This is a genomic window from Pseudomonas sp. FSL L8-0168, from assembly GCF_037976155.1.
Lineage (GTDB): Bacteria > Pseudomonadota > Gammaproteobacteria > Pseudomonadales > Pseudomonadaceae > Aquipseudomonas > Aquipseudomonas paracarnis.
This window is the reverse complement of sequence record NZ_CP150262.1, coordinates 3757988-3776584: the sequence shown is the minus strand read 5'-3', so window position 1 is coordinate 3776584 and position 18597 is coordinate 3757988. Positions and strand designations below refer to the sequence as shown.

The window sequence follows — 18597 nt, the reverse complement described above, 5'->3', positions numbered from 1 at the left end:
CGTGCTGGTTTATTTCAGTATCGCGAGGTGACGTTGTACTTTTCTTACAACTGTTCCAGCAAAACCCGGCAACAGCGTCTTACAGATTCAACCTTAGAGCGCCCGTTCTTTCTGGCTTAGACTCATTTCATATCAGCTAAGAAGTATTTGCGCTAAAAACGGCATGAGGCTTATTGCCATCTTGGCGCCAGCCCTAGGGCTAGACAGCTAAAACGATTAATCAGGCATTTCCCGTAGGAACCTACCGTTCGTCCGAGCGAGGGGGTCAAAAGCAATGAGCGCATCCGTCATTGAAACCGTGTCAATCGGGCCTAAGGTAGGAGCACACACCCACAGCGGTTCGAGGATGTCATGACCCAAGCTTTGATTTTTGATGCGATACGCACGCCCCGGGGTAAGGGCAAGGCCGACGGTGCCCTGCACAGCGTCAAGCCGGTAAACCTGGTGGCTGGCTTGCTCACGGCGCTGGCGCAGCGCAGCGACCTCGACACCCGCCAAGTGGATGACATCGTCCTGGGCTGCGTCACGCCCGTTGGCGACCAGGGCGCCGATATCGCCAAGACCGCCGCGCTGGTGGCCGACTGGGATGTCAGTGTGGCCGGTGTGCAGGTCAATCGCTTCTGCGCGTCGGGCCTGGAAGCGGTGAACCTGGGGGCGATGAAGGTGCGTTCCGGCTTCGAAGACCTGGTGGTTGTTGGCGGCGTCGAGTCCATGTCCCGCGTGCCCATGGGCAGCGATGGCGGCGCCTGGGTACTCGACCCGCAAACCAATATGCACAGCCACTTCACGCCCCAAGGCATTGGCGCCGACCTGATTGCCACCCTGGAAGGCTTCACGCGCCAGGATGTCGACGCCTTTGCCCTACAGTCCCAGCAGAAAGCAGCCAGGGCGCGGGCAGACGGTTCCTTCAATAAGTCGCTAATCGCGGTGCACGACCAGAACGGCATCGTGCTGCTGGACCATGACGAATTTATCCGCGGCGACTCAACCCTCGAGGGCTTGGGCAAGCTCAAGCCGAGCTTCGAAATGATGGGCCAGATGGGCTTCGACGCCACCGCGTTGCGGGTCTATAGCCACGTGGAGCGCATCCACCATGTGCACACGCCGGGCAACAGTTCCGGCATTGTGGATGGCGCCGCGTTGATGCTGATCGGTTCCGAGGCCAAAGGCCGTGAACTGGGCCTGCAACCGCGGGCGCGTATTGTCGCCACGGCGGTGACCAGTACCGACCCGACCATCATGCTCACCGGCCCCGCGCCGGCCACTCGCAAGGCGCTGGCCAAGGCCGGCCTGCGGGTCGAGGACATCGACCTGTTCGAAGTCAACGAAGCCTTCGCTTCGGTCGTGCTCAAGTTCATCAAGGACATGGGCATCGACGCCGCACGGGTCAATGTCAACGGCGGCTCCATCGCCATGGGCCACCCCTTGGGCGCCACCGGCTGCGCGATTCTCGGCACCTTGCTCGACGAGCTGGAGGCGCGCCAGCAACGCTACGGCCTGGCCACTTTATGCGTCGGCGGTGGCATGGGTATCGCCACCATCATCGAACGTCTCTGAGCCTAAGGAATTTGTCATGACCGATGCCATTCGTTACGAAAAAGGCCAGGACCAGATCGTGGTGCTGACCCTCGACATGCCCGGCCAGAGCGCCAACACCATGAACGCCGCGTACCGTGAAGCCATGGCGGCCACCCTCACGCGCCTGGAAGCTGAAAAGGACGAGATCGCCGGGGTGGTGATCACCTCGGCCAAGAAGACCTTTTTTGCCGGGGGCGACCTCAATGAGCTGATCAAGGTCGATAAAGCCCACGCCAAGGCGTTCTACGACAGTGTCTTGGTATTGAAAGCGCAATTACGCCGCCTGGAAACCCTCGGCAAACCGGTGGTGGCCGCGATCAATGGCGCGGCCCTGGGCGGCGGTTGGGAAATTTGCCTGGCCTGCCATCACCGGGTCGCGCTGGACGACAAGTCCGTGCAACTGGGCTTGCCGGAAGTCACCCTTGGCCTGTTGCCAGGGGGCGGCGGCGTGGTGCGCATGGTGCGCATGCTCGGCCTGGAAAAAGCCTTGCCGTATTTGCTCGAAGGCAAAAAGGTGCGGCCCGCCCAGGCCCTGCAAGCGGGCCTGATTGATGAGTTGGCGGCAGATCGCGAGGCATTGCTGGCACAGGCCCGTGCCTGGGTTCTGGCTAATCCCGACGTCAGGCAACCCTGGGACAACAAGGGCTACGCGATTCCCGGCGGCACGCCGTCCCACCCTAAAGTCGCGCAAATGCTCGCCATTGCCCCATCGATTTTGCGTAGCAAGACCCAAGGCTGCTTCCCTGCGCCGGAGAAAATCCTCTGTGCGGCGGTCGAGGGCGCCCAGGTGGACTTCGACACCGCGCACCTGATCGAAACCCGCTACTTCACCGAACTGGTGACCGGGCAAGTGGCAAAAAACATGATCGGCACCTTCTGGTTCCAGCTCAACCAAATCAACGCCGGCAGCTCGCGCCCGCAGGGCTTTGCGCCTTATGTAACGCGCAAAGTCGGTGTGCTCGGCGCCGGGATGATGGGCGCGGGCATCGCCTATATCAGTGCCTGTGCGGGTATCGAGGTGGTGCTCAAAGACATCACCCTGGCCGCCGCTGAAAAAGGCAAAGCCCATTCGGCCGCATTGCTGGACAAGAAAGTCAGCCGTGGGCAATTGACCGCCGAACAGCGCGAAACCACCCTGGCGCGCATTCATCCTACTCAGGATGACGCCGGCCTGGCCGGCTGCGACCTGATCATCGAGGCCGTATTCGAAGACCGCGCACTCAAGGCCAAGGTCTCGGCCGCGGCGCAAAGTGTGGTGGGGGCCGACGCGGTGATCGCCTCCAACACCTCCACCTTGCCCATCAGCGGCTTGGCCACGGCGGTGCCCGATCAAGCCAAGTTCATCGGCCTGCACTTCTTCAGCCCCGTGGACAAGATGGCCCTGGTGGAAATCATCAAGGGGGCGCGCACCAGCGACGAAACCCTGGCCCGAGGGTTTGACTTCGTACTGCAAATCAAGAAAACCCCGATTGTGGTCAACGACAGTCGCGGCTTTTTCACCTCGCGGGTATTCGGCACCTTTACCAACGAAGGCATCGCCATGCTCGGCGAAGGCGTGGCCGCGCCGATGATCGAGACCGAAGCGCGCAAGGCCGGCATGCCGGTGGGGCCGTTGGCGGTGTCCGATGAAGTGTCCCTCAGCCTGATGAGCCATATCCGACAGCAAACGGCCAAGGACCTGCAGGCCGAAGGCAAGGCTATGCCGAACCATCCGGCGACGGCGGTGATTGATCTGTTGGTGAACGAATACAAGCGCACGGGCAAGGCGGCCGGCGGTGGTTTTTACGACTATCCCGCTGGAGGCCAGAAGCACTTGTGGCCTGAGCTGAAAACCCGGTTTGAACAGCCCGACGAGCAAATCTCACCCCAGGACGTGCGCGACCGCTTGTTGTTTATCCAAGCCATCGAAACCGTGCGCTGTGTGGAGGAGGGCGTGTTGATGTCCACGGCGGATGCCAACGTTGGTTCAATCTTCGGCATCGGCTTTGCCGCGTGGAGTGGCGGCGCGTTGCAGTTTATCAACCAGTACGGGCTGAACGACTTCATCGCCCGCGCCCGCTACCTGGCAGAGCAGTATGGGGAGCGCTTCTCGCCGCCGGCGTTGTTGTTGGAGAAAGCCGCGCAGGGTGAAGTGTTCCGGTAATCAAAATGTAGGAGGGGAGAGCTTGCTTTGAAGGTGTATTTCAAGGCAGGCTCTGGGGTGTGCAATATTCCCATCGCCGTGTCAGGTATTTTTTATGTCGCTACGCGTCTGCATCCTGGAAACCGATATTCTGCGCCCCGCTTTGATCGATGAGTACCAAGGCTATGGGCAGATGTTCAAGCGCCTGTTCGCCAAGCAACCGATTGCCGCCGAGTTTGTGGTCTACAACGTGGTGCAGGGCGAGTACCCACCGGATGACGAAGTGTTTGACGCGTACCTGATCACCGGCAGCAAGGCCGATTCCTTCGGTACCGACCCTTGGATCCAGACGCTCAAGACCTACCTGCTCACGCGTTATGAGCGCGGCGACAAGCTGCTGGGCGTGTGCTTCGGCCATCAGTTGCTCGCGCTGCTCTTGGGCGGCAAGGCCGAACGTGCCAGCCAGGGCTGGGGCATGGGCACCCACGCTTACAAGCTGGATGCCAAGACGCCATGGATGAGCCCCGAGGTGCCGGAGCTGACGCTATTGATCAGCCACCAGGACCAAGTCACCACCTTGCCAGAAAACGCCACCGTGATCGCCTCGAGCGAATTCTGCCCGTTTGCCGCGTATCACATTGGCGACCAAGTGCTGTGCTTCCAGGGCCATCCGGAGTTTGTTCACGACTATTCCCGTGAGTTGCTGGAAATACTTCAGACAACCCTGGGTGAAAAGGTCTACAGCAACGGCGTGGCCAGCCTGGAGCGCGACCACCACGGCGTGACCGTGGCGGAGTGGATGATGCGCTTTGTGGCGCACCAGCCTGAAGCCAAGGCTTAAAGCCAGCCCGAACGCTTGAAGCTGGCCCATAAACCGGTACAGCCCAAGGTAATAAACCCGAGCACCGCAAAATAGCCGTAGTGCCATTGCAGCTCGGGCATGTTCTGGAAGTTCATCCCGTAAATCCCCGCCACCGCCGTGGGGAACGCCAGGATCGCCGCCCACGCGGCGAACTTGCGCTGCACCACACTCTGGCGCGAAGCCTCCAGCAACACACCGATCTCGATGGTCTGGCTGGCAATGTCGCGCAGGGTGGTGAGGTCTTCCATTTGCCGCGTCACGTGGATTTGCACATCACGGAAATACGGGCGCATGTTCTTGTCGATAAACGGGAAGCTCAGCTTCTGCAGCTCCTGGCTGATCTCCACCATTGGCGCCACGTGCCGCTTGAGCCGTAACACATCGCGGCGCAGGCCGTGGAGGTGCTGGATATCGCGCTCGTTGAGCGAACTGCACAGCACGTTACGCTCCAACTCATCAATCTCGGCGTGGATCGCCTCGCTCACCGGCTGGTAGTTTTCAGTGACAAAATCCAGCAACGCATAGAGTACGAAATCTTCCCCATGCTCCAGCAACAACGGGCGCGCCTCACAACGCTGGCGCACAAAACCGTAGGATGCCGAGTGACCGTTGCGGGCGGTGATGATGTAGCCGTTGCCGGCAAAAATATGGGTTTCGATAAACTCCAGCTTGCCGTTCTCGCGCACCGGTGAGTAGGTGACGATAAACAGCGCGTCGCCGAAGGTTTCCAGCTTCGGGCGGCTGTGTTTTTCCATGGCGTCTTCAATCGCCAGCTCGTGCAGGTTGAACTGGCGTTGCAGGTTGTTCAGTTCCTGGGCGCTGGGTTCTTCCAGGCCGATCCACACAAAGTGCCCAGGTTTGGCGGCCCAGGCCGCGCCTTCATCGAGAGTGATATCCGAGACTTTCTTACCGGCGCTATAGACGGCAGCCGCAACAACTCTACCCATGGTGCTGATCACTTCTTATCAAGAGGACAGATGTTGGGCAGCTTAGCCTGAATGGCGTTCCGTTGTTGCTGGCTGATATCACTGATCGTTCCCACGCTCTGCGTGGGAATGCCGCCCGTGACGCTCCGCGTCACCCTAAGCGTGCGCCTACGCGCGTTGCAGTTCGCGGTCCATCTGTGCGATGCACTCATCCATCTGCGTCTGACACGTCAGCAGCAACTGAGGGATGTCATCCACCGTCAAGCCACAGGTAGGAATCGGCGGCAACGAGCGTATCAGCACACTGCCACTGTCCCAACGATTGAGCTTCATCTGCGTCACGTAATTGCTGACGCACACCTGTACGATAGGTACACCGGCCGCAATCGCCATATGAAACGCGCCTTTCTTGAACGGCAACAACCCTTTGCCCAGGTTGCGCGTACCTTCCGGGAACACCCAGATCGACGTGTCTTCATGCTGCAAGGTATGCGTGGTGGTCAGCATCGCCCGCCGCGCCTTGTGTGCATTGCCACGATCAATCAGCACATTGCCCGCCAGCCAGAACAGCTGGCCGAACAGCGGTACCCATTTCAGGCTTTTCTTGGCGATGCAGACCGTGCGATGCGGCACTACATTGCCGAACACAAACAAATCGTAATTGGACTGATGGTTGGCGATCACCACGCAGGTACCGGGCTTGTCGCGCAGCGAGTCGACGTCGGTCTTCACGTTCAAGCCCAGGATCCGCATGGCCGGCAACGCATAGAGGCGAGCGCAGAGACGGCTGTTGTCCGGGTTGAACGGCCGGCACACACCGACCAGCACACCCAGCACGCCAGCGATCATAAAATGCAGGCTCATCAACAACATACGCAACAGAAAAAGCATCGACACGGCCCATCGGGATAAAAGGTGGCGCAGTGTACGGATGTGCACTGTATTCGGCAATTGCCCCTACAGACGTAGGAGATAGCCGATGTTTAAGCGCATGTTTCCACATGGGCCGATAACGGCTAGCTAGAGCGGCTACAGACGTTTCACACTTACTAGGTAAGAAAAAGCCCGACTCAAGGTCGGGCTCAGGCACAGCAGGGGTAGGGCTTAGCTCAGGCTATGGCCCTGATCCTGGATGATTGCATCGTCCAGGGCTTCGAGCAGTGCACGGCGCACTTTCAACTTGGTGTGCTTGTGGGCGTTCATATTGATCTTCTTCAGCTGCCGCGCCGCTTCCAGTGCAGCCGCTTGCAGTTCTTCCGGTGCAACCACCTTGTCGAGGAAACCTGCGTGCAGGGCGCCTTGCGGATCAAACATCTCGGCATTGATCACCGAACGCTGAAACGCCGACTTACGCAGGCGATCCCGCGCCAGCTCGATACCGGCGTGGTGCATGGTCATGCCAATCGCCACTTCATTCAGACCAATGCTGAACGGGCCTTCGACGCCAATCCGATAATCGGCCGACAACAACAGGAACGCGCCTTTGGCCACCGCATGGCCAGGGCAGGCCACGATCACCGGGAACGGATGCGCCAACATCCGCCGCGCCAGGGTCGAACCCGAGGTCACCAGGCTGATTGCCTCTTTAGGGCCGGCGGTCATCACCTTCAAATCATAACCACCCGACAAAATCCCCGGCGTGCCCGTGATGATCACCACCGCCCGATCCTTCTCGGCCTGATCCAGCGCCGCATTAAACTCACTGACCACCGCCGGAGAAATGGCATTCACCTTGCCGTTGCTCAGGGTCAGGGTCGCGATACCGTCTTCGAAGTGGTAGGCAATCAACTCACTCATGACGCGGTTCCTTGTAGGGCTTGTTATAGAGGTAGATGCGCAGACGTTACTCACCACGCCCGCGCGGGTAAAGCGCCGTGACTGACTACCCAGTCAGGCTTTTGCCCCATCCTCAAGGGTAGACACCCCGCAGCAGGGCGCAGCAAGCGCTCCAGACGCGTGCCGCCGCTGCCTGAGAATGGCACAATTATCACCCCTTGCCGCGCGGTGAATGGCATAACGGTCTAACCGCATGAAAATTCTGAAAAAAACCTTTGCCATCAGAAAGGCTTTCGACTACATTAGCGCGCCTCGACAGACTGAACTGGTTTGACGAGATACGGTGAAGTGTCCGAGTGGCTTAAGGAGCACGCCTGGAAAGTGTGTATACAAGAAATTGTATCGAGAGTTCGAATCTCTCCTTCACCGCCACATTGTTATGAAAAAGCCCCGTTTTTCGGGGCTTTTTTGTGCCTGATGATTTTCTCCCTCCCTTTGTTCCCCATTCGGATTTTTGAAAGGCAGCCTCGCCGCCAGGTGGCTCTCGACGGGGCGCTTTTTTGTATTAGCAATCCACCCTGGCGTCCGTGCGCAGCTCGTTGAGCTGATCTCTATTGATTTCGACCCAATGAGCAACCAGGAAAAATCTGCGACAGGATTTGGTGGCGGTACAGGTGCTGTCCCCTGTTTTGAGTGACCTCCACATGCGTATTACCGACACCTATCACTGATTTATCGATGTTAGTGGTCTAATAGTTTGGCCATGATCTTTGACACGGTCATCCTCGATAACGATTTTGCTGCTGGAGGAGACGTAGTACTCGCTCGTCTGTGCGAGGTCTTGGACGAGCATTAAATAGCCTCTTGAATCGCTACGCGACCACGTGTCGCTATTGCCTTGCTCTATTGAGAAGTAGTCCTCACTGGGGTTGCTATCAGTCTTCCATGAACTTACTGCAACTTTTACAACTCTGCTTGCGCCGTTTGTGATTGTGATAGTCATATTTACATTCCTTTTGGATTTTGAATTCCATGAGTTGGCTCCCTATTTGGAATAAAGCTGCAGACTTGCCACTGCTACAAAAAAACCGTAGTTAGGTTAACTCGCTGATTAAGCCATATCCAAGTGATACTGGAGGCGCTCAATGCTGGCGCCAAGTAAAATATAATGTATTGCATGGGTATATTGTCCGCCTGCTTCCACAGTCAAGCCTACAGACGGGAAAATGCAAGGAGAGGGGGACAGATTTTTTTGATTTTCTTCCTCCTCGTTCAAAGCAAACAACCCCCCCCCCAGGTTTCGAAAGAAACCTGGGGGTTTGTAATTTTTGAGCTTGGAAAACCTACTGTTCTTAGATCATGCGCACGGCATATCTATTCGTACGCGCAGACGGTTGACGTCGTTGAAGGGTGATCCACCAGCTCTGGCACCAGGCTGTCATATTCGCGGTGCATTCCACGCGTGCCAATGCGTGTGGTCAGAATGTCGGTGATCGCCTGACTGATGTGCTAGCGCTCGCTGATAGCACCGCCGGTATGTCGATTCATGATGGATCGGCACCCCAGACTGGTCGCCGCCGGCCTTGACGCCGGTGTGCGGGTGTTTGACCAAACTGACGCCGGCTGCGATCACATCACTAGATACCTGGACTTGGCCGGTTACGTCTGACTCCTGGTTTGGATGTAGTCACCTTTGTGGGTGATGTCGCCTTCTAGGTTGATGCCGCCGAAGCGTCGCGAACTATCGGATAAAAATAGCGACTGCCAGAATTATAATAATCATGCCTAATGAGGCGATCGCAGTGATAATAGAATTAAGTTTTTTATGGAGTTTTTCAATTGTGGTGGTTAGTTTTTTGATTTCTACGTCATGGCAGGTGTGTTTTTCGCTGGAGGCTGCTGAGTCATTATCGAGAGAGCTTTTGTCTGCGTGAGCTGCAATGATACTTCCGCCTGCTCCTGAGCAAGCAAATAATAATACTTGCGAGTAGATATCCAAGTAATCTTTGTAATGCTGCGGAATGGTATTGGAAGGAAAAAAGATGTAAATTATTTTCAAGTATAAAGTTTGAAATAACACGCCAAACATTATAATGAATAACCCTTTGATCACTCTGTCCTGCTTGAGGTCAAGTATCATGATGAGAGCCAAAAAGACACCTAGGATCAATGTTGATATGGCTATTTCTGGCTTGCCGAATATGCCAGCTGTGATAGGTGATACAAACGCTAGTATGAAAGCAGCCACCCACAAGCCTACGATCATTTTGTAGTTTGGCTTTGCCATGTTTTGCTTTCCTTGCATTTTAGTTCTCGATCAAAAAGAGTTCATTGGGTTGGTTTTGTCAGTAAAGCGTCGCGAATTATATCAAGGTCTATGTCTATGAAACCTAATAGTTCAGGTTGCTCGTAACGAATCTCTGGTGCACTGCGCTGAGCACGGTCTTTGATGGCTACGTCGCAATTCCTGGCCGATAGAGCGGGCGAGTTGATTGCGGGCGGCTGGCTGGAGTTGCTCCAGCGGGAAAAGGGGACGAATTTATTTACTTTATGGCCCGCACAGCGTTGTGTTTTATCGCTAACTTCGCCGACGGGAACCCTCATGTTATTTCCGGCTCAAGGTTGCTATCGAAAGTCCGGAAACAGCAAAGGTGAAACCCGCGCCCAGAATCGACCAAAGCAGTCAAAAGCCAGATCGCCGAGTTGTTGTGTGTGGCGTATGTTGACGCCGTCGGCAATGGGGCGGGTGAGTTTAAGGGATAGGCGTTTTTCGGCACGGCCTGCGCGGTTACGGATAGACTGGACGCCTCAATTTTTCAGGATGCAGCACTCATGTTCAAAGTTGCCCTCGCTTCCTTGCTGTTGACCTGCACTTTTTGCGCTCACGCCGGTACGACGGTCGATGTGTCGAAGATTTACGGCAAGATTCAGTTCGTGGACAGCTATCCCGACTACAAGGTGAAGGTGGTGAATCAATTCCCCGACCTCAAAGTAAAGAAGGTGGATTCCTGGCCGGATTCTGTCGGGAAATGGCAAACCGTCGATAGCTATCCCGACTACAAGATCCAGATTGTCGATTCCTATCCGGACTTCACTATTGAATATGTGGAGAGCTGGCCTGGAGTCAATTGATCGCGGTAAACCGTTGCAGGTGGTCTGAGACGGCTTGTGGGGCGGGCTGGTGATCAGGGCTCTGTAAAACCGTAGTCCTTCTTCTCACTCTTTCTGTTGATCTGGCCCAAGCTGTTAAGCAAATCGGGTATCTTTGCCGCCTCAGCCGCCAGCCTGCCTCAGGCGCAGCGCATGATCGTTTGTTTAGGGAAGAATGGAATGACACTCAGGGTGTTGGTAGTCGGTGGCTACGGCAATTTCGGCAGCATCGTTTGCCGGCACCTGGTGTTGGCGCCGGGCATTGAACTGGTGATCTCGGGTCGCGACCCTCATAAGCTGCAGCGCAAGGTGGATGAGCTGAAAAGCCAGTCGAACACCGCTTGCGAGGGCTGGTGCGGCGATGCCATGGGAGCCGGGTTCGCCTCCGTTTTGCGGTCGATGAACATCACGTGGGTGATCCACACCGGCGGCCCGTTCCAGGGGCAGTCCTATGCTGTCGCCCAGAGTTGTATCGACGCTGGCGTGAACTACTGCGACTTGTCCGACTGCCGCACCTTCGTCAACGGCGTGAGCGTGCTGGATGCACAAGCACGGCAGGCAGGCGTGGCGATCCTTAGCGGGTGCAGCTCCGTGCCGACGCTGTCGTCCGCCATCATCGATCAGTATCGCTATCGCTTCACCCGTATCGACTCGATCGAGCACGGTATTTCCTCCTCGGCCAAGATGCCGGGCCTGTCCACCGTCGAAGGTGTGCTGGCTTACGCGGGCAAACCCATCAAGCAGCTCAGGCATGGCCAGGTGCATGAAGTGCTGGGCTGGCAGGACCTGACGCTGCGCAAAATGCCTGAGCTTGGCACGCGGGTGTTGGCGAATGTGGACGTGCCTGACATGGACATCTTTGCTGGCCGCTATGGTGCCCACACCCTGAGATTCAAGGCTGGTGCGGGGCTCAAGCTTGGCGGTGTCGCCAACTGTCTGCTGGCCCAGGCGCTGCGGTGGGGCGTGGTGCGTGACCATCTTGCCTGGGCTGCGCGGCTGCATCGGCTGGGTACTTGGTTCGAGCGCTTTGGCGATGGCAAAAGCGCGATGTACATCGACGTGAAAGGCCTTGGTGCAGAAGGGCAACCGCTGTCCCTGGCGGTGCAACTGACGGCGCTGAATGACAAAGGCCCGGAAATCCCCAGCTGCGCGGCCGTTGCTCTGGCCCTTAAAGTCGCCCAAGGCTATGTGCCTGAACCCGGTGCGCGGCCGTGCGTTGGCGAAATCACCGTCGACGAATACATGGCCGCTATCAACGACCCGGCGAACCTCAGCCTGGCCGTGCATTTCTCTGACGGGCAGGGCTGACCATGCTCTATCTGAGCCTGAAATACATCCACATCATCGCGGCGATTTTCCTGTTTGGCTTCGGCATGGGCTCGTATCTGTATCTGATCGCCGCGAGCCGTACGGCCAACCCGCAAGTGATTGCCCATGTGGCGCGGATGGTGGTGCAGTTCGATACCTGGATCACTACGCCGGCGGGCGTCATTCAGATCATTACCGGCTTTGTGTTGGTCAAGCTTGCCGGACTTGGGTTGACCACCGAATGGGTGCTGACTTCGCTGATCATCTTCCTGTGTGTGGGGGCTCTTTGGCTGCCGGTGCTGGTGCTGCAGAAGCGTTTGCAGCAGATGGCGCTCAGTGCGGTTGAGACGTGCAGCGCGCTTGGTGATGGATACCGCGGCGTCTATAGGCAATGGTTCTGGATGGGTGTTTTGGGTTTCTCTGGGATGTTTGTGATCGTGCTGATCATGGTCACGAAGATGACGCCATGGCAGTTGATTGGGCTGTTGCTGTGTGGCTGACATCAGCGCTGGCCGTTGCACTTGAGGCACTCGGGCTGAAATAAATGCCGTTCAGGGCTTGGTATTCCAAGCCACCGCACACAACGCCAAACCCGCCACATTCAGCGACACAGGATTAAACGCTTCCCTGAGCATCGACGGGCTGAACACCGCCACATCCACCAGCAGCCCCGCCAGCGCAGTCGCAGCCACTACAAGCGGCCAGATACTGCGTGGCGAAAGCAGTATCCATATCGCCAGGGCAATTTCCCCAACCCCCGCCAGCGTGGCGAACAACTGCACCTGCTCGATCCCGTGCGCCTGGATCATTGCCCGCTCACCCTGGCTTAGCCACAGCAGCTTTGGCACCAGCCAATGGTAGGCAAACATGAAAGCCAGGCCGCCCCGGGCGATCCAGTTGATGCGCACCAGGGAATTCATGGCTGATCCTTTAAAAAGCGCTGTTCATGATCCGCGTTCGGCAACAGACAGGTATCGTATTTCCCGAACAGCCGATAGCGATTGCGCGCGATGCGGTCGTAAGCCCAATCCCGAAGAAAGCGCGGGATGCCGCGCAGGAGCAGCATTGGGTGCCAGCGGGCAGGCAGTTGCGCAATGATTTCCAACACCGCCTCCGAACGCTCCCAACAGTGCCGATCGCGGATCACTGCGAGGGTGTCGAACTGCTCCAGCGGCAACCCCGCCCACGCCAGCAGCGCCTGACCCTCGGGTGACTGCACGGCGGCTAATCGCAAGCGCCGTTGGTGGTCGTGGCGGATCAGAAACCTTGCCCAACCGTTACACAGCTTGCACACCCCGTCGAACAACACCACGGTTTCACCGGGCTTGAGGAATGGCGCGGGCGTAGGGCGGGTGTCGGAGGCAGGCATGTGTGTAGGTCCAGTCGGGCCGGGTTGGCCTGGATCATACCTGCCTTCGCCTGCACTGTAATGTTTGGAGCCACTCCCACTGGGCTTCAGGATTGGAGAATACCGAAGTCTTTTCGTACCAAACGATCATCAATGCCTATGCCGATGATGCACATCCGGAAAATGCGCGTGGCTGTGGGTCATCACCTTGTGAACATGCACATGACTGTGCGGCTGCGCCGGATCCCACTCAAACCCATGCTCATGCTGGTGATGTTCATCATGCACATGCCGATGCCCATGTTCCGTGGCTTCATGCACATGTTCATGGGCATGCCGCTCCGTCAGGTGCAGCCACACGCCTACGGCCATCAGCGCCGAAGCAATCCAGAACGCCACGGTCACCGACTCGCCAAATGCCAGCAACGCCACTGCGGCACCGAGGAAAGGTGCGGTGGAGAAATAAGCCCCGGTGCGCGCACTGCCCAGCCCGCGTAGCGCCAGCACGAACATCACCAGGCTGATGCCATAGCCGAGGAACCCCACCACCAGGATCGGCGCCAATTGCGCCACGCCCGGAATCTGCGCCCCCAGGTAAAGCGCCAGGCTGCAATTCACCAATCCCGCAATCAAGCCCTTGGCGCCAGCGATAAAGAGCGCGTCAGACGCCGACACCTTGCGCGTCAGGTTGTTATCAATGCCCCAGCACAAACACGCCAGCGCAACGGCGAGCGGTCCGGTCCAGTCCTGATGGCTGCTGTCAGCACCGGACCACGACAACACCACGCCGCCCAACACAATGGCAAGCATGCCGAGGACGATGCGTCGGTCGGCGTTTTCGCGGAACACGACCCAGGCGATCACGGCGGTCAGTACCGATTCAAGGTTGAGCATCAGGGAGGCGCTGGCGCTGGTGGTGCGGGTCAGGCCGAACATCAGTGCAACGGGGCCGAGGAGGCCGCCGAAGGCGATGGCGCCAAGTAGCCAGGGCCATTCCGATGGGGTTAGCCCGGTAGGTTTCCAGCCGCGATCACGGATCAAGCGCACACCGGCAAGGCCAATGCCGCTGCCGAGGTAGAGCAGGCCGGCGAGCAGGATGGGCGAGAGGCCCAGGCCAAGACTTTTGGCGAGCGGGGTACTGGCGCCGAACAGGGCGGCGGCCGCGAGGGCGTAAATGATGCTGAGGTTCATGGGCCATCCTCGAAAGTCAGGCCCATGATACGTCGCTTGCCGGGGTCAGCGCCCTGGCAATTTCGTACTTTATTGCGCGGTTTTCAGCTTGATCACATCACCGGAGATTTTGGTGGTGTAGCCGTTCAATACCCAAGCCCAGAACCACTTTTCCTGCACTTGTGTGTTGATCAACGCGTCGCCGCCCTTGGCCTTGATGGCTGCATCCTGGGCGCGTACGAAGCGGTTGTTCTGGCCGATGGGGATGACGCCCAGCAGCATGATGCCGGTGGCGCTGGCTTCGCTGTGGCCGAGGACGGTGTATTGGCTGGCGTCGTATTGCTGGGTTTTCATGGCGGTGCCGGTGCAACCTGCCAGGGTGAAACCAAGTACGGCTGCTGCAACGACTTTACTGACGTATTTCACTCATAACTCCATAGGTTCAATCTCGAGATTCAATTCTCGGGGGGGCGACACTCTAAGCGCTCAGTTGGCAGATTGAAATCAATCAGCGAGGCTGGGTCGCAGTCTGGCGGGTACTGCGCGGTGATCCCATTGCAGCCTGGTTGGGGCTCGACAGCGCCCACATTTATTCTTCGGCGTGTCAGAGATGCAGCCACGCCAGGCCACCCAACATCACCGCCACCCCGCCGGCGGTGTACGACATGCGTTTGAGCCATTCCTTGCGCGTGAGCAGGGTAATCGCCGCCAATGAAATCGCGATCTGAATCGCCGTCATCGCCTGGGCCCAGCGATGGTGCTGGTGCAGCGCTTCCTCGGATTTGTGGTCCCAGTCCCGTGAAGTGGCCTCAAGCGTTTCGGCCTGTTTACGCACTTCTTCCTTCTGGCGCTTGTAGCGCTCGATCTCCGCCTGGTAATGCGCCGCATCCACGCCGGGAATATGGCTGGCCAGTTCTGCCAGGTTCTGGCGGCTGGATTTGGCCTGGTAGTAGTTCCACTGGTTAGCGGCTTCGGTCTTGATGATGGCGGCGTTGTTCTTGTCCATCGCAGCTTCACTTTCGCTGGAGCCGGCCTGATAGCTGAGCATGGCACCGACGGTCGCCATGATCGCGGTCATCACGGCGATACGACTGGCAAAGCTATCGCCGCGGCCGTGAGCATGCTCGGTGGTGTGTTCAAGGTGTTTTTCGTGGGGGCTGGGAACTTCGAAGGCTTCGGACATGGGGTGACCGCGAACGGATTGAGGTGCGCTGATTGTTCACCAGCGCAGCTGTCTCAAGCCTGTACGTAACGCTGCAAACCTGCCACCAGTGCATCGAATGTCACCCGGCAGCGTGGGCTGTTGCGCAGGTCTTCGTGCATGCTGACCCAAGTGTCCATTTTAAACGCGAAGCCGTCAGGCAGCACTCGGCGCAGACGTGGGTCGCGCTGGGCCAGTTGTACCTGGCACCCACCGATGCCGGCACCGGCGCGGATCATTGCCAGTTGCGCCAGGTCGCTGTCGCTACTGATGGCGAAGGCGTTGCGCTCAAAACCCTTGATTGCCAGGCTGCGGATAAATGCAGTGGCTTGATCAAAGCCGATGACGGAGTGGCCGGCCAGGTCGTGCATGTGTTGGGGGATGCCGTGTTGCTGCAGGTAATCGTCACGGGCATGCAGGCCGACTTCGATCAGGCCGATACGCCGCGCCAGCAGCTGCTCCTGGCTGGGGCGCACCATGCGCACGGCAATGTCGGCTTCCAGCTGCAGCAGGTCGCTCAAGCGGTTGGTCAGCACCAGTTCCACCTTCAGGTGCGGGTGTTCCCGGCGCAATTGCGTGATGATCGGCGGCAGTACCTCCACACCCACCACTTCACTGGCCGATACTCGTACCACGCCGCGCACCTCATCGCCTTGGGACGAGGCGGCGCGTTCAAGGGCGGCGGCGGTACGCGCCATGGTTTCTGCATGCGCCCGCAGTGTGTGGGCGACCGTAGTGGGTAATAAGCCTGAGGGCGAGCGGGTGAACAACACGACGCCCAGCGCCGTTTCCAGCGCGGCGATGTGCCGCCCTACCGTGGGTTGGGTGATGCCGAGCTGCCGTGCGGCCCCCGACAGCGATCCTTCCTTGAGTACACCGAGAAATGACCGGTAAAGCTCCCAACCGATATTCGTAGCCATACATAAATGTATAGCGGCTCGATACTCTTGGGCAATTCCTCTATAGCTGTTCCGCATCCAACATACCCTCATCAACCAACAGTGGGAGAGGGTGATGAGCAAGGTTCTGGTTTTGGGTGCAACCGGTGGCATTGGTGGCGAAGTGGCGCGGCAGTTGAGCGCGGCGGGCTGGGAGGTGCGGGCGTTGACTCGGGATCTGATCAAGGCTCGCAGCCAAAATCCTGTTTTTACGTGGCTAAAAGGCGATGCCCTGAATCGCGACGACGTAATCGCGGCCGCCCGGGGCTGCGCGGTAATCGTGCACGGCGTCAATCCGCCGGGTTATCGCAAATGGGCCGAGTGGGTGTTGCCGATGATCGACAACTCCATTGCGGCGGCCATCTGCGAAGGCGCGACAGTCGTGCTGCCCGGCACGGTCTACAACTTCGGGCCGGATGCATTCCCTGTGCTGCACGAAGACTCACCCCAGCACCCGCTGACTCGCAAGGGCGCGATCCGTGTGCAGATGGAGCAGCGCTTGCGAGCCGCTTCCACTCAGGGCGCCCGGGTGGTGATTGTGCGCGCTGGGGATTTTTTCGGCGCCAGGGTGGCCAATAACTGGTTTGCCCAAGGCTTGGTCAAACCCGGCAAACCGGTGCACACCATCCGCTACCCAGGCGATTACGGCGTGGCCCATCAATGGGCTTATCTGCCGGACGTAGCGCGTACAATGCTTGAGTTGATTGAGCGTCGTGCCAGTCTTGGCGCCTTCGCCTGCTTTCATATGGCTGGGTACATGGATGCGGACGGTACGCAGATGGCTAAGACGATCCAGCGTGTGGTGCTGCGCAGGACGGGCCAGCAACCCAGGGTCGGCGCGTTTCCCTGGTGGTTGTTGAACTGGGCGGCGCCTTTTGTCGTCACCGTGCGTGAGATGCAGGAGATGCGCTACCTGTGGCAAACACCGTTGCGCCTGGATAACCAGCGCCTGCTCGCGACGCTCGGCCATGAGCCCCACACACCGCTGGAACAGGCGGTGGAGGCCACCCTGGTTGGCCTGGGTTGCCTGCCTACTTGCGTTTGATCAGGCGTGCATACACGGCGAGGTTGACCACCACCACCACGGCCCCCAGCACTAATTGAGTATTCGCAGTCAGCCCGGCTGGGTAGATCATCGTCAGAATGTAATGCTCGATAAACCCACCGCCATAACCATCCTGCCCGGCCAAGTGGCGAAACAGGTTTTCCCAACGGGTGAGTGGGCAGGGCAGGTGCAGCACCTCCACCGCGATGCCCCAGGCAACGGCGGGCAGGTGCAGCCACATTACCCTGGGCCACTTCAGGGTGAGCAGGCCGCCGAACAGCACGAACAGGATAAAGGCCAGGTGGAACAGCACGAGGCCGTCGGCGGCTAGGCGGTAGAGCATGTTTGAGCTCGATGTGAGGTGAAGGGGTACGTGAATTTTTGCAGCGCGCCGTTATAGCTCCAGTTGACTGGCATTGATACCGAACGCTTTGGCTATTTTTTCCCGCGTGGTGCGGCGGGGTTTGCTGACCGCTTCCTGCTGGGCAAATGCCGATTGTGAAATACCCAGGCGTTTGGCGACTTCTTCCTGGGTCAGGCTCAGGTGCTCGCGCCACGCGCGAATAGGTGTTGCGCCATCCACCAGGCGGCTGACTACCGCATGGGGGATCAGGTTTGGATCGTTTTGCTGCGCCACATAGTGTTCATAGGGAATCACCACATAGGCTGGCTCGCCCTGCGTATTGTGGATGATCTGTACGGCAGTAGGTTCGCTCGTCACGTTTTTTAACCTCTTGGATGCTGACGACCTGGATGCTGCCGTCCCAGTCGAAAAGGACCCGGTAATGACCTACCCGCAAGCGATAGCTGTGAGGATGGTTAACCAGTGCCTTGACGTTGATTGCATCGGGCATGTGTTCAAGAGCGGACACGGCATCGCGTACCTGTTGCTGATGATACGAATGCAACCGAAGCAATTGTTTGACGGCTTTTCGCGTCCATTGGATTGAATTCATGGGAGGTTAATAAGTCTTTTATAAGGTTTGCAATCGGTATTTTCAGATCCGCGTCAACGGGTCATGACGTTTTCCTCTCAAACCCTAGACGGCCGCCGTCAGCGCCGACGGGTAAAACTGTTGCGTGGTATGAATCAACGGAAGGCCCACGAAGGTTGCTTGCAGGCAACGAGGGCCGTTATTGTGCTGAATCCTTTTAGTCCTCGCCCCAAGGTTG

Annotated in this window: 20 protein-coding genes, 1 tRNA gene and 3 pseudogenes; 8 read left to right on the top strand and 16 right to left on the bottom strand. The window is 58.2% G+C overall.

All coding sequences use genetic code 11. The features are described 5' to 3' along the window. Positions 1-351: 351 nt before the first annotated feature. The 3 genes from MHH62_RS17200 to MHH62_RS17190 all read left to right on the top strand — a co-directional run bounded on the left by MHH62_RS17200 (position 352) and on the right by MHH62_RS17190 (position 4541). Positions 352-1557 (top strand): acetyl-CoA C-acetyltransferase, encoded by a 1206-nt coding sequence (locus MHH62_RS17200; protein ID WP_014719525.1) that lies wholly within the window; start codon positions 352-354, stop codon positions 1555-1557. Between the two features lie 16 nt (positions 1558-1573). After that, complete coding sequence (locus MHH62_RS17195) at positions 1574-3721, top strand: 3-hydroxyacyl-CoA dehydrogenase NAD-binding domain-containing protein (protein ID WP_103451587.1); 2148 nt, start codon at positions 1574-1576, stop codon at positions 3719-3721. A gap of 94 nt (positions 3722-3815) precedes the next feature. After that, on the top strand, positions 3816-4541 hold the full coding sequence (locus MHH62_RS17190; protein ID WP_014719523.1) for an amidotransferase: 726 nt from the start codon (positions 3816-3818) through the stop codon (positions 4539-4541). Here MHH62_RS17190 and MHH62_RS17185 read toward each other — a convergent pair. The 3 genes from MHH62_RS17185 to MHH62_RS17175 form a co-directional block, all read right to left on the bottom strand. After that, positions 4538-5509 carry a magnesium and cobalt transport protein CorA gene (locus MHH62_RS17185; RefSeq protein ID WP_003193449.1) on the bottom strand — a complete coding sequence of 324 codons (972 nt, stop codon included), beginning with the start codon at positions 5507-5509 and terminating at the stop codon, positions 4538-4540. The genes MHH62_RS17190 and MHH62_RS17185 overlap by 4 nt on opposite strands. A gap of 147 nt (positions 5510-5656) precedes the next feature. Beyond that, the gene (locus tag MHH62_RS17180; protein WP_096143565.1) at positions 5657-6379 is read right to left on the bottom strand and encodes a 1-acylglycerol-3-phosphate O-acyltransferase; all 723 of its coding nucleotides are present in this window, start codon (positions 6377-6379) and stop codon (positions 5657-5659) included. A 213-nt stretch (positions 6380-6592) separates the two neighbouring features. Then, positions 6593-7285 (bottom strand): crotonase/enoyl-CoA hydratase family protein, encoded by a 693-nt coding sequence (locus MHH62_RS17175; RefSeq protein WP_003193445.1) that lies wholly within the window; start codon positions 7283-7285, stop codon positions 6593-6595. A gap of 321 nt (positions 7286-7606) precedes the next feature. Here MHH62_RS17175 and MHH62_RS17170 point away from each other — a divergent pair. Further along, positions 7607-7696: transfer RNA gene (locus tag MHH62_RS17170), tRNA-Ser, on the top strand. Between the two features lie 292 nt (positions 7697-7988). Here MHH62_RS17170 and MHH62_RS17165 read toward each other — a convergent pair. The 4 genes and pseudogenes from MHH62_RS17165 to MHH62_RS17150 all read right to left on the bottom strand — a co-directional run bounded on the left by MHH62_RS17165 (position 7989) and on the right by MHH62_RS17150 (position 9551). Then, positions 7989-8267 (bottom strand): hypothetical protein, encoded by a 279-nt coding sequence (locus MHH62_RS17165; protein ID WP_020302610.1) that lies wholly within the window; start codon positions 8265-8267, stop codon positions 7989-7991. Between the two features lie 378 nt (positions 8268-8645). Beyond that, positions 8646-8770 (bottom strand): annotated as a pseudogene (locus MHH62_RS17160) (baseplate assembly protein); the annotation flags it as partial. 49 nt (positions 8771-8819) lie between these two features. Further along, positions 8820-8992 (bottom strand): annotated as a pseudogene (locus MHH62_RS17155) (phage baseplate assembly protein V); the annotation flags it as partial. Between the two features lie 13 nt (positions 8993-9005). Further along, the gene (locus MHH62_RS17150; RefSeq protein ID WP_339231475.1) at positions 9006-9551 is read right to left on the bottom strand and encodes a hypothetical protein; all 546 of its coding nucleotides are present in this window, start codon (positions 9549-9551) and stop codon (positions 9006-9008) included. A 545-nt stretch (positions 9552-10096) separates the two neighbouring features. Between MHH62_RS17150 and MHH62_RS17145 the strand changes: the two genes are divergently transcribed. The 3 genes from MHH62_RS17145 to MHH62_RS17135 all read left to right on the top strand — a co-directional run bounded on the left by MHH62_RS17145 (position 10097) and on the right by MHH62_RS17135 (position 12222). Further along, entirely contained in the window at positions 10097-10396 is a 300-nt protein-coding gene (locus tag MHH62_RS17145) for a hypothetical protein (RefSeq protein ID WP_003193360.1), read from the top strand. A gap of 198 nt (positions 10397-10594) precedes the next feature. Further along, positions 10595-11722: a saccharopine dehydrogenase NADP-binding domain-containing protein gene (locus MHH62_RS17140; RefSeq protein ID WP_020302612.1), complete on the top strand. Its 1128-nt coding sequence runs from the start codon at positions 10595-10597 to the stop codon at positions 11720-11722. A gap of 2 nt (positions 11723-11724) precedes the next feature. Beyond that, a complete protein-coding gene (locus tag MHH62_RS17135) occupies positions 11725-12222 on the top strand; it encodes a DUF2269 domain-containing protein (RefSeq protein WP_020302613.1) in 498 nt (165 codons plus the stop codon). A 51-nt stretch (positions 12223-12273) separates the two neighbouring features. Here MHH62_RS17135 and MHH62_RS17130 read toward each other — a convergent pair whose 3' ends face one another. The 6 genes from MHH62_RS17130 to MHH62_RS17105 all read right to left on the bottom strand — a co-directional run bounded on the left by MHH62_RS17130 (position 12274) and on the right by MHH62_RS17105 (position 16361). After that, positions 12274-12642 (bottom strand): DoxX-like family protein, encoded by a 369-nt coding sequence (locus MHH62_RS17130; protein WP_339231472.1) that lies wholly within the window; start codon positions 12640-12642, stop codon positions 12274-12276. After that, the gene (locus tag MHH62_RS17125) at positions 12639-13091 is read right to left on the bottom strand and encodes a thiol-disulfide oxidoreductase DCC family protein (protein ID WP_020302615.1); all 453 of its coding nucleotides are present in this window, start codon (positions 13089-13091) and stop codon (positions 12639-12641) included. The genes MHH62_RS17130 and MHH62_RS17125 overlap by 4 nt, the downstream gene beginning before the upstream one ends. A gap of 129 nt (positions 13092-13220) precedes the next feature. Beyond that, on the bottom strand, positions 13221-14261 hold the full coding sequence (locus MHH62_RS17120) for a DMT family transporter (protein WP_236466341.1): 1041 nt from the start codon (positions 14259-14261) through the stop codon (positions 13221-13223). Between the two features lie 69 nt (positions 14262-14330). Beyond that, positions 14331-14666, bottom strand: coding sequence for a hypothetical protein (locus MHH62_RS17115; protein ID WP_003193349.1), 336 nt, complete (start codon positions 14664-14666; stop codon positions 14331-14333). A gap of 178 nt (positions 14667-14844) precedes the next feature. Further along, the gene (locus MHH62_RS17110) at positions 14845-15423 is read right to left on the bottom strand and encodes a DUF4337 domain-containing protein (protein ID WP_003193347.1); all 579 of its coding nucleotides are present in this window, start codon (positions 15421-15423) and stop codon (positions 14845-14847) included. 53 nt (positions 15424-15476) lie between these two features. Then, entirely contained in the window at positions 15477-16361 is an 885-nt protein-coding gene (locus tag MHH62_RS17105) for a LysR family transcriptional regulator (protein WP_014719515.1), read from the bottom strand. Between the two features lie 94 nt (positions 16362-16455). On the opposite strand from MHH62_RS17105, the gene MHH62_RS17100 reads away from it, so the two are divergent. Further along, positions 16456-17424 (top strand): NAD-dependent epimerase/dehydratase family protein, encoded by a 969-nt coding sequence (locus MHH62_RS17100; RefSeq protein WP_014719514.1) that lies wholly within the window; start codon positions 16456-16458, stop codon positions 17422-17424. Here MHH62_RS17100 and MHH62_RS17095 read toward each other — a convergent pair. From MHH62_RS17095 to MHH62_RS17085, 3 genes and pseudogenes are all read right to left on the bottom strand, one after another. Continuing rightward, a complete protein-coding gene (locus MHH62_RS17095; RefSeq protein ID WP_014719513.1) occupies positions 17411-17767 on the bottom strand; it encodes a DUF2784 domain-containing protein in 357 nt (118 codons plus the stop codon). The two genes, MHH62_RS17100 and MHH62_RS17095, sit on opposite strands and share 14 nt — an antisense overlap. A gap of 51 nt (positions 17768-17818) precedes the next feature. After that, positions 17819-18145 (bottom strand): helix-turn-helix transcriptional regulator, encoded by a 327-nt coding sequence (locus MHH62_RS17090; protein ID WP_014719512.1) that lies wholly within the window; start codon positions 18143-18145, stop codon positions 17819-17821. Next, a pseudogene (locus MHH62_RS17085) lies at positions 18129-18380 on the bottom strand (type II toxin-antitoxin system RelE/ParE family toxin); the annotation flags it as partial. The gene MHH62_RS17090 and the pseudogene MHH62_RS17085, both read right to left, overlap by 17 nt. Between the last annotated feature and the right edge of the window lie 217 nt (positions 18381-18597).